At 70.3% G+C, this 13,546-nt stretch carries 14 protein-coding genes and 1 pseudogene; 9 read left to right on the top strand and 6 right to left on the bottom strand.

Annotation, left to right across the window (positions count from 1 at the left end; translation table 11 throughout):
- Positions 1 to 815, bottom strand: a pseudogene (locus VJS38_RS12565) (hypothetical protein); the annotation flags it as partial.
- A 308-nt stretch (positions 816 to 1,123) separates the two neighbouring features.
- On the opposite strand from VJS38_RS12565, the gene VJS38_RS12560 reads away from it, so the two are divergent.
- The 6 genes from VJS38_RS12560 to VJS38_RS12535 all read left to right on the top strand — a co-directional run bounded on the left by VJS38_RS12560 (position 1,124) and on the right by VJS38_RS12535 (position 7,701).
- Complete coding sequence (locus VJS38_RS12560; protein WP_324088488.1) at positions 1,124 to 3,187, top strand: 3-hydroxyacyl-CoA dehydrogenase NAD-binding domain-containing protein; 2,064 nt, start codon at positions 1,124 to 1,126, stop codon at positions 3,185 to 3,187.
- A gap of 130 nt (positions 3,188 to 3,317) precedes the next feature.
- A complete protein-coding gene (locus tag VJS38_RS12555) occupies positions 3,318 to 4,412 on the top strand; it encodes an NADH:flavin oxidoreductase (protein WP_324088487.1) in 1,095 nt (364 codons plus the stop codon).
- Between the two features lie 85 nt (positions 4,413 to 4,497).
- Entirely contained in the window at positions 4,498 to 5,067 is a 570-nt protein-coding gene (locus VJS38_RS12550) for an NUDIX domain-containing protein (RefSeq protein ID WP_324088486.1), read from the top strand.
- Between the two features lie 3 nt (positions 5,068 to 5,070).
- Entirely contained in the window at positions 5,071 to 5,463 is a 393-nt protein-coding gene (locus tag VJS38_RS12545; protein WP_324088485.1) for a hypothetical protein, read from the top strand.
- Positions 5,464 to 5,603: 140 nt separating this feature from the next.
- Positions 5,604 to 5,876 (top strand): usg protein, encoded by a 273-nt coding sequence (locus tag VJS38_RS12540; protein ID WP_324088484.1) that lies wholly within the window; start codon positions 5,604 to 5,606, stop codon positions 5,874 to 5,876.
- Positions 5,877 to 6,078: 202 nt separating this feature from the next.
- Positions 6,079 to 7,701 carry a peptide ABC transporter substrate-binding protein gene (locus VJS38_RS12535; protein WP_324088483.1) on the top strand — a complete coding sequence of 541 codons (1,623 nt, stop codon included), beginning with the start codon at positions 6,079 to 6,081 and terminating at the stop codon, positions 7,699 to 7,701.
- On the opposite strand, the gene VJS38_RS12530 is transcribed toward VJS38_RS12535, so the two are convergent.
- Positions 7,698 to 7,997: a YMGG-like glycine zipper-containing protein gene (locus VJS38_RS12530; RefSeq protein ID WP_324088482.1), complete on the bottom strand. Its 300-nt coding sequence runs from the start codon at positions 7,995 to 7,997 to the stop codon at positions 7,698 to 7,700. The genes VJS38_RS12535 and VJS38_RS12530 overlap by 4 nt on opposite strands.
- A gap of 189 nt (positions 7,998 to 8,186) precedes the next feature.
- On the opposite strand from VJS38_RS12530, the gene VJS38_RS12525 reads away from it, so the two are divergent.
- Both VJS38_RS12525 and VJS38_RS12520 read left to right on the top strand, forming a co-directional pair.
- Positions 8,187 to 8,444 (top strand): GlsB/YeaQ/YmgE family stress response membrane protein, encoded by a 258-nt coding sequence (locus tag VJS38_RS12525; RefSeq protein WP_324088481.1) that lies wholly within the window; start codon positions 8,187 to 8,189, stop codon positions 8,442 to 8,444.
- A gap of 75 nt (positions 8,445 to 8,519) precedes the next feature.
- Entirely contained in the window at positions 8,520 to 9,407 is an 888-nt protein-coding gene (locus VJS38_RS12520; RefSeq protein ID WP_324088480.1) for an SMP-30/gluconolactonase/LRE family protein, read from the top strand.
- Positions 9,408 to 9,486: 79 nt separating this feature from the next.
- Here the strand turns inward: VJS38_RS12520 and VJS38_RS12515 are convergent, their stop codons facing one another.
- Positions 9,487 to 10,263: a hypothetical protein gene (locus VJS38_RS12515; RefSeq protein ID WP_324088479.1), complete on the bottom strand. Its 777-nt coding sequence runs from the start codon at positions 10,261 to 10,263 to the stop codon at positions 9,487 to 9,489.
- A gap of 178 nt (positions 10,264 to 10,441) precedes the next feature.
- Positions 10,442 to 10,684 carry a DUF3606 domain-containing protein gene (locus VJS38_RS12510; RefSeq protein WP_324088478.1) on the bottom strand — a complete coding sequence of 81 codons (243 nt, stop codon included), beginning with the start codon at positions 10,682 to 10,684 and terminating at the stop codon, positions 10,442 to 10,444.
- Positions 10,685 to 10,820: 136 nt separating this feature from the next.
- On the opposite strand from VJS38_RS12510, the gene VJS38_RS12505 reads away from it, so the two are divergent.
- Positions 10,821 to 11,417, top strand: a complete 597-nt coding sequence (locus tag VJS38_RS12505) for a helix-turn-helix domain-containing protein (protein WP_324088477.1) — start codon at positions 10,821 to 10,823, stop codon at positions 11,415 to 11,417.
- Here the strand turns inward: VJS38_RS12505 and VJS38_RS12500 are convergent.
- Entirely contained in the window at positions 11,414 to 12,082 is a 669-nt protein-coding gene (locus tag VJS38_RS12500; protein ID WP_324088476.1) for an FkbM family methyltransferase, read from the bottom strand. The genes VJS38_RS12505 and VJS38_RS12500 overlap by 4 nt on opposite strands.
- Before the next feature lie 96 nt (positions 12,083 to 12,178).
- Positions 12,179 to 13,381, bottom strand: coding sequence for an SGNH/GDSL hydrolase family protein (locus tag VJS38_RS12495; protein WP_324088475.1), 1,203 nt, complete (start codon positions 13,379 to 13,381; stop codon positions 12,179 to 12,181).
- Positions 13,382 to 13,546: the final 165 nt, after the last annotated feature.

Genomic DNA, 13,546 nt, shown 5'->3' with positions numbered 1-13,546 from the left:
GCCAGCCGGCCGCCCGACAGTTCGGCATGCGCCACCACCGCGCCGTCGGCGCGCCTGGCCTTGAGATCGGGATAGGGGCCAGCGGTGGTGAGGCGCAGGCGCGCAGCCGTCGCCTGAACCTGCTCGGATTTCCCGCCGCCCGCCTTCGCCAGCACCAGCTGGGCGCTGGCGACCGGCGCGTCGAGGCTGACCTCGACCCGGGCGCCGGCGGTCTGGGCCTTGAGGCCGACCGCGCCCAGGCTGACGTCGAAACGCTCGCCGGTCAGACGGGTGGGCGCGATTTGGGCGTCCAGCCGCTGCAGCTTGCCCTCGTCGATCGCGGCGTCGGCGTTGATGCGCACCCGTCCGGAATCGGTCGTCAGCAGCAGGATCCCGTCCGCGATGCGGATCCGCGGCTGGAGGGCGCTCGGGCGCGGCGGGGCCTTTTGGAACTCCTCGATCAGAGGCTGGAGCTCGCCGGCCGAGAGCTTGCCGTCGTGCAGCCGTGCGCGCAGCACCGGCCGCGTCAGGACGACTGAACGGACCTCCAGCCCCAGCCCCTTCAGCCCGTAGCCGATCTCCGCGCGCTCGATGGTGAGGTCCGGGTGGCCCGGATCGCCGATGGTGATCTGGCCGGTGACCCCCGTCGGCCCGATCGCGTGGACTTCCGCCGCCGCCGCCACGCCCTTGGACTTCAGCCAGGCGGTCAGCGCTTCGCGCGCAATGGTCCGCCGGGCGGCGTAGAGCGCCAGCGTCACGGCCAGCACGACCACGCCCGCGACGGCCAGCGCCAGGCGCAGGCGGCGGGCTGGAACGGGCGGCGCTGTCTCCGGCAAATCGGCTTCCTTGTTTCGAAAGTGTAGCTTCTGGTGTCCCGATCCCGAAGTTCGCATGCGCCTGTGGCTGGCTCTGACGAACTTCGGGATCGATAAGGGCACTAGACAAGTATTTGTTTTCTAGTGTGCTTTTCGGATCTGAAGTCCGCTCCGGCGCACAATCCAGGCGCAGGCGAACTTCAGATCCAGCACACTAGCGCAAAGCACGCCAAAAGCGTGACGCTGCGCCAGCGCCCATGCCTGATTGACTCAGGACCCGGCGCCGTCGCCAATCCGTTTCACCTCGCGTCTTTCGGGAAGATCCGACCATGACGGCTATCAACGCGGTGACCGACCTCAGCCGCGACGGCGAGATCGCCATCCTGACGCTTGACTCCCCGCCGGTGAACGCGCTGTCGCTGACCGTGCGCGCGGGCCTGTTCGAGGGCTTCAAGGCGGCCCTGGCCAGCGACGCCCGGGCGGTGCTGCTGATCTGCGACGGGACCACCTTCATCGCCGGCGCCGACATCTCCAACCTCTCCGACATGCTCAAGGAGCCGAGCATCGAGGACATCCAGAAGCTGATGGACGGCGCCGACCGGCCGGTGGTCGCGGCGATCCACGGCGCCGCGTTGGGCGGCGGCTTGGAGATCGCGCTCTGCGCCCATTTCCGCCTCGCCGTCCCTTCCGCGCGGCTGGGCTTTCCCGAGATCAACCTTGGCCTCCTGCCGGGCGCCGGCGGCACCCAGAGGCTGCCGCGCGTGGCCGGTCCGCAAAAGGCGCTCGATATGATGACCTCCGGCAAGCCGATCCGCGCGCAGGAGGCGCTGGAGCTCGGCCTGATCGACCAGCTGGCGCCGGAGGGCAGCTTGCGCGAAGGCGCGATCGCCTTCGCCCGCCAGGCCCTGGCCGACGGGCGCCGGCTGGTCCGCATCCGCGACCGCGACGACAAGGTGGAGTCTTTCCGCGGCAAGCCCGAGCTTCTGGAACCCGTGCGCAAGGAGCTCGCCGCCAAGTTCCGCGGCCAGGTGGCGCCAGGCTGGATCCTGGACTGCGTCGAGGCCGCGGTCGAGAAGCCCTTCGACGAGGGGATTGCGCTCGAGAAGCAGCGCTTTTTCCAGGCGGCGATGAGCCCGCAGTCCGCCGCGCGCCGCTACTATTTCTTCGCCGAGCGCAACGCCCAGAAAGTCCCCGACGCGCCGGAAGAGACTAAGGCGCGGGAGGTGAAGCGGGTCGGCGTCGTCGGCGCCGGCGCCATGGGCGGCGGCATCGCCATGAACTTCGCCAACATCGGCGTGCCGGTGACCCTCGTCGAGATGAAGCAGGAGGCGCTGGATCACGGCCTGTCGGTGATCCGCGGCAACTATGAGCGCTCGCGCGGGGCCGGGCCCGAGGAGACCGAGAAGCGCATGGCCCTGCTGGCCGGCGCGCTGGACATGGCCGCGCTCGCCGACTGCGACCTCGTCATCGAGGCGGTGTTCGAGAACCTCGACGTGAAGAAGGACGTGTTCCGCAAGCTCGACCAGGCCTGCAAGCCCGAGGCGATCCTGGCCAGCAACACGTCGTTCCTGAACCTCGACGAGATCGCCGCGGCCACCGGCCGGCCGGGCCAGGTGATCGGCCTGCACTTCTTCTCGCCGGCCCAGGTGATGCCGCTGCTGGAAGTCGTCCGCGGCGAGGCGACCAGCGCCGAGACGCTGCTCACCGCGCTGGAGCTCGGCAAGCGCATCCGCAAGACCACGGTGGTCTCCCGCGTGGGGCCGGGCTTCATCGCCAACCGGGTGGCGAGCCCCAGGCTCGCGGAAACCAACACATTCCTGCTGGAGGGCCTGTCGCCGGCCCGGGTGGACAAGGTGATCTACGACTTCGGCTTCCCGATGGGGCCGTTCGCCACGCTCGACCTGGTCGGGCTGGACGTGATCCCCGACCCGCCGGGCCAGACCACCGTCCGCGCCGCCATGGTCGCGGCCGGCCGGCGCGGCCAGAAGGGCGGCGGCGGCTTCTACGACTATGACGACAAGCGCAACCCCGTCCCGTCCGCCGCCGCCGACCAGGTAATCGCGGCGTACCGACAGGCCCAGGGCGGCAAGACCCTGGAGGTCTCGGACGAGGAGATCCTGGAGCGCAGCCTCTATCTCGAGGCCAACGAGGGCGCCAAGGTGCTGGAGGAAGGGATCGCCCAGCGCGCCTCCGATATCGACGTCGCCATGATCAACGGCTTCGGCTGGCCGGTCGATCGCGGCGGGCCGATGTACTACGCCGACCAGCTCGGCCTGGAGAAGGTGGTCGCCAGGCTCCGCGAGTTCGAGGCCAGGTACGGACCGCAGTACAAGCCCGCGCCTCTGCTGGAGCGGCTGGCCGCCGAGGGCAAGAAGCTGACGGCGAAGGGCTAGCGGATCGCATTGCCCCTCACCCGCTCGCCCCCGCTTATTGCGGGGAAAAGCGGATGTCGGCGGTCCCGCCCTAGCCACGCCATCCAGCGTCACTACATATTTCCCGAAGGGCCACCTGCCGGGGATCCAAGTGTCGTTCGAGAACCTCTTTCAGCCGCTGGCGCTGGCGCGCGGGCCGCAATGGCGCAACCGTTTCGCGCTCGCCCCCCTGACCAACCAGCAGAGCCGTCCCGACGGCGTGCTGAGCAAGGAGGAGATCCACTGGCTCGCGCTGCGCGCCAAGGGCGGCTTCGGCCTGGTGATGACCGCCGCCGCCCATGTGCAGCCGGTCGGCCAGGGCTTTCCCGGCCAGCTCGGCGTGTTCGGCGACGAGCACCTGCCGGGCCTGACCAGGCTCGCCGACCAGTTGCGCGCCCACGGCGCGGTCTCCTCGGTCCAGCTGCATCACGCCGGCGCCCGCTCCCCCGCCGCCCTGGTCGGCCGGCCGGTCTCCGCCTCGGACGACGAGCAGAGCGGCGCCCGGGGCCTCGCTCTCGACGAAGTCCAGCGCCTGCGCGACGACTTCATCGCCGCGGCGCTCCGCGCGGAGAAGGCCGGCTTCGACGGCGTCGAGGTGCACGGCGCCCACGGCTACATCCTGACCCAGTTCCTCTCGCCCGAGGCCAATCGGCGCGACGACCGCTACGGCGGCGACCTGGAAGGCCGCACGCGCCTGCTGTTCGAGATCCTCGACGGGATCCGCGCGGGCGCCGGGCGGGACTTCCAGCTGGGCGTGCGGCTCTCCGTCGAGCGCTTCGGCGTGACCCTGATGGAGGCGCGCGAGACGGTCCGGCGGATCTTCGCGCACGACTGGATCGACTACCTCGACCTTTCGATGTGGGACGTCTTCAAGGAGACCCTCGAGCCGGAGCACCGCGACCGGCGGCTGCTCGACTGGTTCACCGACCTGGAGCGCGGCGAGGTGCGGCTGGGCGCCGCCGGCAAGCTGACCACGCCGGACCAGTGCCAAGCGGCCGTCGAGGCCGGCCTCGATTTCGTGACCCTCGGCCGCGCCGGCCTCCTGCACCACGACTATCCCGAACAGGTCCGCCTGGCCGGCGCCGGCTTCCGCGTCGTCGAGACCCCGGTCGCGCCGGAGCATCTCGTGCGCGAGGGCCTGAGCCCGGGGTTCGTCGAGTACATGAAGACCTTCAAGGGCTTCGTGCAGGAGGCGGCGGCGGAGTAGCTGGCGGCGGCGGGGTGACCGCCGTCGGCCCGCAACCGATCGCGTCGGCCGCAGGTTCCGAAAGCCCGCGAGGAGTGAAGCGTCCATGCCGGTCGCGCTGCGCAAGGTCGAGACCGTCTACCAGGGCTACATGACCCTTCTGGTGGCGACGCTGGCGAGCGACGACGGGACGACGTTCAAGCGCGAGATCGAGCACCACGGCCACGCCGCGGCGGTCCTGCCCTACGATCCGGTGCGCCGCACCGCCCTGATGGTCAGCCTGCCGCGCGCGCCGGTGATCTGGTCGGACGGCCCGCCGGAACTGCTGGAGGCGATCGCCGGCATGATCGACGGCGAGGATCCGCAGGCCTGCGTGCGCCGCGAGGCGCTGGAGGAGGCCGGCGTCGAGCTGCACGGGCTGGAGCCGGTCGGCGCCGCCTACGCCTCGCCCGGCGTCTCCAGCGAGCGGCTGCAGCTGTTCCTCGCGCCCTACGCGCTCGCCGACCGCACCGCCGCCGGCGGCGGCCTCGCCGACGAGCACGAGCTGATCACCGTCATGGAGGTCCCGCTGGACCAGCTGTGGGCCTGGGTCGAGGCGCAGCGCATCGAGGACCTGAAGACCCTGACCCTGGCCCTGGCGCTGAAGGTGCGCCGGCCGGAGCTGTTCAGGAGCTGAGCCATGCCCAAGGTCGATCCCAGGCGCTTCTACACCGGCTGGCTGCTGGACCCGGAGGACCGCGAGGCGCTGCTCGCGCGCTTCCCGCCCGCCTACGACGAGGTCGTCGCCCACCACGTCACCCAGAAGTTCGGCGACCTGGAAGCGGCCCCGCCGACCGAGACCGCCGGGGAGGTGGTGGGCGTCGCCGACGACGGCCGCGGCGTCCAGGCGCTGGTGGTGCGGATCGCAGGCTCCACCGACCGGCCGGACGGCTCGACCTATCACATCACCTGGTCGCTTGCGCCCGACCGCGAGGCGCGCGAGAGCAACGCGGTGATCGCCCGGCGCGGCTTCAGCTGGCTTTCTCAGCCCATTCCGATCCGTCTCCAGCCAAGACCGTTCGGAGGCGGATGATCGGAAACTGGCAGCAGATCTGCCAGGTGAGTGCTAATGCGCTGAATTTACGAAACATTTCCTGGAATCGGGCGTAGACTTCGCGGGTGCGGCGCCGATCCGCGCCGCGCATCTGGTGCAACAGACGCGAGGTTTGCTTGATGTCGGCGTCGCCTGAATTCCGGAAGATGCTGGCGGGCTACAGCCTGACCACCGCCGAGATCCTCTACCGGATGCCGGATCACCCGGCGATCCTGCAGAGCTACATCTGGCAGGAGTACGACCTGTTCCCCGAGTTCCCGGCGCTGAAGAAGTTCCTCGACTTCTGGAGCCGCACCCTGGAGGGCCCGCTCTTCAAGGTCAGCGTCGCCCATTCCAAGCTGATCAAGCCCGCGGAGCTGAGGGCGCTGGACGGCGAATTTCGATTGAATTGAGCGGGCGGCGCGGCCGAACGCCCCCTCCGTCTCGCTTCGCGAGCCACCTCCCCCGCTGCGCGGTGGAGGATCTAAAGCGCCAGGATGCTCCACCGCAAAGCGGGGGAGCTGTCGGCGAAGCCGACTGAGGGGGCGTTCGGGCCTCGACAACCTAACCCGACGCAGGCGTGATGGCCCCTTCGCTTCGCCGCACGAGGCCCGCTTGGCGTCCATCCGCTTCCGCCGTCTGCTCGCCGTCCTCGCCGTGGCCGGGCTCTGCGCCTGCCAGGGCGGCGCGCAGCGGCCGGCCTGTCCTGCCGGCAAGGTCTGCCTGGAGTACGGCGACGACTCCGAGCCCAACACCCTGGATCCCTCCAAGGCGCAGCTCGTCGCCGAGACGCTGGTGATCGGCGACCTGATGATGGGGCTGGCCACCGAGGCGGCGGACGGCGCGGTGCTGCCCGGCATGGCCGAGCGCTGGGAGACCAGCCCGGACGGCCTGACCTGGACCTTCCAACTGCGGCCGGCGCGCTGGTCCGACGGCGTTCCGGTGACGGCGGACGACTTCGTATTCGCCTACCGGCGGATCCTCGACCCCAAGACCGGATCGCCCTACGCCTACATGGTCGAGATCCTGAAGAACGGCGCGGCCGCCAACGCCGGCAAGGCGCCGCTCGAGGCCGTCGGCGCGCGCGCCTTAGGTCCGCACACCCTGGAGCTGAGGCTCGAGCATCCCGCGCCCTACCTGCCGCAGCTGCTCACCCACCAGAGCTTCTATCCGGTCCCGGCGCATGCGGTCGGCCGATATGGCGACGGCTGGGTCGCGCCCGGACGCTACGTCTCGAATGGCGCTTACCAGCTGGTCTCCTGGCGGCTGGGCGACAAGATCACGGTGGAGAAGAACCCGCAGTTCTTCGACGCGGCCCACGTCTGCGTCGACCGGATCAACTACTATCCGGCCGCGGACTATGTCGCCGCCGAGCGCCGGGTGGCCCGCGGCGAGCTGGACGCGACCACCATGTTCCAGTCGAACCGGCTGCAGCACATCCGCGAGACCCTGCCGGGCTATGCGCGCACGCACCTGTGGCTTTCCACCGGCTACATCACCTTCAACGGCCATGATCCGGGCCCCTTGCGCGACCGGCGCGTGCGCCGCGCCCTGTCGGAGGCGATCGACCGCCGTTTCATCACCGCCGAGCTGCTGCGCGCCGGCCAGACCCCGGCCTACGCCTTCGTGCCGCCAGGGACGGCCAACGCCCAGGCCGGGCCGCGGACGGCGTGGGCCGGCAAGTCCTTCGCCGCGCGCCAGGCCGAGGCCCGCGCCCTGCTCGCCCAGGCGGGCTACGGGCCGGACAATCCGCTGAAGCTGGAGCTGAAGACCGCGACGGCCACCGACAGCATGCTCCTGAGCCAGGCCGTGCAGGCCGACTGGCGGGCGATCGGGGTCGAGGCGAAGATCCTGCAGACCGAGAGCCAGATCCTGTTCGCCGACCTGAACGCGCGCAACTTCCAGGTGGGCTTCGTCAACTGGATCGCCGACTTCGACGATCCCCTGACCTTCCTGGGCCTCTTCCAGTCGACCACTGGCGCGCAGAACTACGGCGACTACGCCAACCCGGCGTACGACGCCCTGCTGGCCGCCGCCGACCAGGAGCCTGACGCGAAAAGGCGCGCGGCCCTGCTGGCGCGGGCGGAGCAGACCATGCTGAACGACGAGGCGGTGGCGCCGGTCTACTTCGGCGTCACCCGCAACCTGGTCAGCCCCAGGGTGACCGGCTGGGAAGGCAATATGGAGAACCGGCACCGCGCACGCTGGCTGTGCGTGCGCAGCCCGGAGCGGCCTTAGCGGTACTCGTAATGGCAATTCCGCTTGGCGCGCGACTTGGCGATTTCGTGGCCGGCGACGGCGCCGGCGCCGGCGCCGATCAGGGTGCCGGTGGTGTTGTGGCCGATCGCCTGGCCGACGAGGGCGCCGCCCACGCCGCCGATGATGGTGCCGTTGTTGGCGTTGCGCCGCACGGCGCTGGGCGTGTTGCAGACCAGAACGCGGTGCTTCGGATGGGCTTCTGCGGCCAGCGGCGCCGTCGCCATGGTGACGGCCGCGGCCGCCAGAACCGTCTTAACGAGAATGGTCTTGCGCAAGTAGGTCTCCTGGGTTGCTGCGACACGCCCAGGGCTTAACCCCTCGGCGGCGCTCACGGTTGCGCCGTCATGCCGTCGACCCGACGCACGCCCCCACGACGGAACCCAATACATAGTCAGGGCTTTTTTGCGGCGTCGGCCGGCTTCGGCCACACGGTCGGAGCCGGCGTCACATTGGAGATACGTCTGATGTCAATCCTCGCCTGGATCGTTCTGGGCCTGATCGCCGGCTTCATCGCCAGCAAGCTCGTGAACCGGAGCGGCGGCAGCCTCGTGCTGGACCTGCTCCTGGGCGTCGTCGGCGCCTTCGTCGGCGGCTTCCTGTTCACCCGCTTCGGCATGGCCGGCGTCTCCGGCCTCAACCTGTACAGCATCCTCGTCGCCATCATCGGCGCGGTGATCGTGCTCTTCATCTACCACGCCATTGTGGGCCGCCGCGCACTGTAGCGGCGACCCCGACATGGAACGCGTACCGAAGCCCCGCCCGGACTTCCGGGCGGGGCATTTCGCCGGAGCAATGCGATGACCGGGCAGCTGCGCTGCGTCGCGCCGGTGGGGGACAAGTGCGGCGAGGCGGCGACCTGGAGCCCCGGCGAGCAGGCGATCTACTGGTGCGACGTGAACCGCTTCCTGATCCACCGGATGGACGCCGAGGAGCGGGTGGCGAGCTGGTTCTTCGACGAGCCGGTGACCGCCCTTGCGCTCACCGAGGAGCCCGGGCTGTGGCTGGTGGCGCTGGCCTCGCGGCTGATCGTCTGGCGGCCGGCCGACGACAGCCGCCGCGACCACGGCTTCAAGCTCGCCGCCTGGCCGACCGCGCGCCTTAACGACGGCCGCGCCGCGCCCAACGGCGACGTCTGGATCGGCACGATGGCCAACAATGTCGGCCCCAACGGCGAGCCCGGCGAGGCGGCTTTCGGCCACGGCGTGCTGCACCGGATCCGGCCCGGCGGAAAGGTCAGCGAGGAGAAGCAGGCCCTAGGCATCGCCAACACCGTCTGCTGGTCGCCGGACCACCGGACCTTCTATTTCGGCGACACCCTGCGGAACACCATCTGGGCCTACGACTACGACGCGGCGAGCGGCGAGATCGCGGGTGAGCGGCCGTTCTTCGCCGGCTTCGAGCGCGGCGCGCCCGACGGCTCGTCGATCGATGCGCAGGGCCGGCTGTGGAACTGCCGCTTCGGCGGCGGCTGCGTGGTCTGCGTCGCCCCCGACGGCCGGATCGACCAGGTGCTGGAGATGCCGGCGCGCAACATCACCACCTGCGCCTTCGGCGGCGCGAACCTGAAGACGCTCTACATCACCACGGCGGCGATGAAGACCGCCGAGTCCGACCGGCTGGCGGGCTCGCTGTTCGCCTATGACGCGGGCGTCGCGGGCCTGGACAGCTTCAAGGCCAGGCTCTGAAGAAAGACGCCCCCTCCGCCGTCAGGCGAAGGGGGTTGCAGCACTCGAAGACGGACCCCGCGCAGGCGGGGAGGACCGCTTAGAAGCCGGTGACGCCGGTGAACAGCTTCTTGACCGGGGCCAGGTCGACGCCGGCAGCGTCGCGGGCCTTCAGCGTCGCGCCGCCGAAGGTGTAGCGGCCGCCGATGCGGAAGGTGTGCGACTTGACGTCGAGGTCGTGGGCGTCGGCGTAGTCGTAGCCCGCCAGGACGCTCCAGGGCGTGCCCGCGAACTGGTATTCGCCGCTGACGCCGACGGTCCAGGTGTCGGAGGAGCCGAGGTGCTTGGTGTCGACCTTCGACCAGCCGGCCTGGGCCTGCAGCTTGGCGTTGTCGGTGACGAAGTAACGGGCTTCGCCGCGGACGGCCCAAAGGTCGGCGCCGTCAAGGCCGTCGCCCCGGCCCCAGGCGCCCTGGCCGTAGAGGACGAAGTTCGGCGCAACTTCCGCCTGGCCTTCGACGCCCAGGCTCCAAACGTCGAGGCCGCGGGTGGTGTAAACGCCGGCGAAGCCGCCGACCAGGGCGTTGCCGAGCTTGCCGTTCAGGTGGCCGGTGAAGTCGTAGTCGACGGTGTCGCTCACGTCGCCGCCGGTGTCGCTCACCGCGACGCTCGCCAGGGCGTTCAGCGTGCCGATCTTGAACTGGGCCGCGCCGTCGACGGCGTAGTTGTCCAGCTTCGGGTTCGGGCCGACGACGTCGACGTCGGTGCGCGAGTAGGTCGCGCCGAGGTAGCCGCCGACCGACTGAGCCTGGGCCGAGGAAGCGACGAGAGCGACGGCCACGGCGGCCGCGGCGGTGGGGAGGAGAGACTTATACATTTGTTGTTTCCCGTTGAACGGAGGCGGCGCTCTATCCGCCGGGCGCCTTCAACGGCAACAGCGCAGCTTGAAAAACAGGCGCCCGAGCGACCGCCTGTGGCCGTCACGCAACAGTCACAAATCGCGCCTCAGGCGTGCGGACTTGCTTGTGAAGGGACCCCGTGCGGCCCCGCCCAGCTCACGCTCGCGGCGCGAGATCCGGCGGTGCGGTGCGGTCTTTGTGCGGCGCCTCGAGCTTCAGCGCCACGGCCGTCGAGTTCGGCCCAACCTCCCGGACAACCTCGACAATTACCGCCTCCGGCACGCCCAGCCGGCGCGACCAGAAGAGCACGCAGCTGCGGTCGTTGACGTCGATGGTGCGGCACGCCTCGAAGCTGCGCAGCTCGGGCTCGCATTCCGCTCGGTTGGTCTGATCGGCCATCCGCAACCGCCTCCTGTCATTTGACAAGGACAACGGGCCGTCGGCGATCAGCGTTCCCTGAGCCAGGGCCCCGATTGCGAAGGCCTCCGCCGCCTTTCCCTGGCCTCGGGCAGCCGCATCCCCTAGCATCGCGATAATGACGTTCACCGAGACCGCCCCTCTGCGTCGGAACAAGGGTTTCGAGGAAACGCATCGGGAGCTGATCGAGACGGCTGTGCGCCTCATCTCGGAGAAGGGCGCCGACGCCCTGTCGATCTCGGCGCTGGCGCGCGCCGCCGGCGTCAATCGGACCACGGTCTACTATCACTTCGAGAACCGCGAGGTGCTGATCGCGGCGGTCAAGACCTGGTCGTCGAAGCAGCTGGCCAAGGCCTTCCGCCCGGTCGCCCCGCAGGGCGAACGCATCGACTACATCACCCGCTTCGTCCTGGACAATCCGGAGCTGATCAAGATGTGGTTCGAGGACTTCATCTCGGCGGGCGACATCCGCGACCGTTATCCGGAGTGGGACGGCCTGGTGGCCAGCGTCGCCGAACGCCTCGCGGCCGAGGGCTGCGAGGCCGACTCCGAGGTCTACTGCGTGATGCTGCTGACCAGCGCCTTCATCGGCCCGCGGGTGTTCCGCAACAGCGTCCGGCCGGACGAGGACGCCGACACGATCGTGCGGCGCTTCCGCATCGAGCGGCAGCGCCTGCTGAAGCAGACCGGCCTGCTGGCCGACGAGACGATCTAGCTGCCCAACCCGCGCCGCGCCCAGGGCCAGGTTCTGCGCCGCGGGCGGTCGTCGACGAAGATGTCGTTGACCTCGCCGAGCTTGGTGATCAGCCGATAGCCCTTGCCGGCCAGGAAGGTGCGGACCGGCGCATCGTCCAGCCCGTTCTCCACGCAGATCACCTGCGGCCGGCGCCGGTCGAGATCGGCGGTCTCGAGCACCTGCAGGTCCATGCCCTCGGCGTCGACGCTGAGCACCGCGTAGCGCTCGGCGGCCCGGTGCTTGGCGAGCAGGAAGCTGAGCGGCGCGGTCGGCACCATCACCTCGCTCACCGCGTCGCTGGGGATGACCTCGCGCCGCAGGCTGGAGCGCATGGCCAGCAGGTCGTGGTCGGCGTCGAGGTTCACATAGAAGCTCGCCGTGCCCAGTTCGGTGGAGATCGCGTAGGGCTCGACGAAGACGTTCGGATTATCCCGGTGGTTGAGCGCGCAGCGGGCGGCGTAGAGCGGCATCGGCTCGACCAGCAGCAGCCGGAAGCCCGCCGCGGCGAAGTTGTACGAGTTCGACCACGAGACGCCGTCGTTGGCGCCGACGTCGACGAACAACGGCTCGCAGTCGCCGGGGATGAGGCCGGCGATGAACTCGTCCTCACCGTGTTGCGAACGCGACGCTGCAATCTTGACCATGGAGCTCCATCCGACGGTCCGGGCAGGAAGCCATAAGGCGCCCCGGCGGATCTGGCCACTGCTCGCGCGCCGTGCATCGGGCCGCGGCCACCGCCGTCAGTCGAACAGCCTAAGGTCGATCGCATCGCCCATCGCCCTGTAGCCCTGGGCGTTGGGATGCAGGTGGTCGCCGCAATCGTAGGCGGGGCGGAGCCTGCCGGGCGCCGCCGGATCGCGCGTCGCCGCGTCGAAGTCGATCACCGCGTCCGGCTCCCCCGAGGTACGGATCCACCGGTTCACCGCCTGCCGCTGCGCCTCCCTCGCGGGCGAGAAGTAGAAGGAGCCGGCGAACGGCGTGAGCGTGCCCATCACCGCCTTGATCCCGCGCGCTCGGGCGCGTGCGATCAGCTGCCGGTAGCCGGCGATCAGGTCGGCGGTCTCCAGCGGACGATCGTTCCCGCCGGCGCCGATGTCGTTGATCCCTTCAAGAATCACCACATGCGAGACGCCGTCGATCCGCGCCACGTCGCGGTCGAAGCGGACCAGGGCCGCATCGCCCCAGCTGGTGGCCAGCACGCGGTTGCCGGCGATGCCGGCGTTGACGACCGCCCGCGGCGCTCCGTCCGCGCGCGCGGCCAGGCGGCGATCCAGCGCTTCCGGCCAGCCGCGCGGCTGGTCCGGGCGGCTGCGGTTTCCGTCGGTGATCGAGTCGCCCAGGGCGACGATGATCCGCGGCGGCCGGCGGGTCAGCACGCTGGCGCCGCTGACCGGCGGCCGGCCGGCGACGCGCCTTTCGCCTGCTAGCTTGTCGGCCAAGGTCTGGTCGCCGTCAGCCGCGGCCATCGTCACCCCGCCCGAGGGCTGCAGCCGTACGCCCGCGGGCGCCCGGATGCTCGCCACCAGCGCCGCGCCGACGGCGACCGGCAGATCCACCGGGTCGCTGAGCACGGCCGCGCCCGGCGGGGCGACGATCGCACGCCGGCCGCCGAACGTCAGGACCTTCAGGGTCCCCGGCGCGGCGTCGAACCCGGCGCCCGCCGCCTTGCCGACGCTCGCCGCGGCGATCGCCAGCGCCTCGGCCCCGTCCTCGTTGGAGACGCGGATGCGGATCCTGGAACCGGCGACGGCGACGGCGAAGCGCGACCGCAGCGTGCCGGTGACCGGCGGCGGCGCGGCTGTGGCGACATCGTAGTCCGCCGGGCTCGACTGGAAGGCGTCGCGCCAGGCGCCGGCGGCGTCCGGCGCTGCGACCGCCGACGTCGCAAGCAGAGCCAGGGCGCAAGACGCCGCCCGCAGCCCGCGCGCGACCCCGTCGATCATTCCCACGGCCCTCTCCGTCAGGCGTCGCTGCACTCATAACGAGCGAACCGGCGGATCGTCTGTCGGAGAGGCTGACCGGCTCCTGCGGTCCTTGAATTCAGATCTTCTCTAAGGCTGAGCTGTCGGCGGAGAGGGTGGGATTCGAACCCACGGTACCCTTGCGAG

The organism is Phenylobacterium sp. (genome assembly GCF_035276905.1).
Lineage (GTDB): Bacteria > Pseudomonadota > Alphaproteobacteria > Caulobacterales > Caulobacteraceae > Phenylobacterium.
This window is presented reverse-complemented; position numbering and strand designations above follow the sequence as displayed.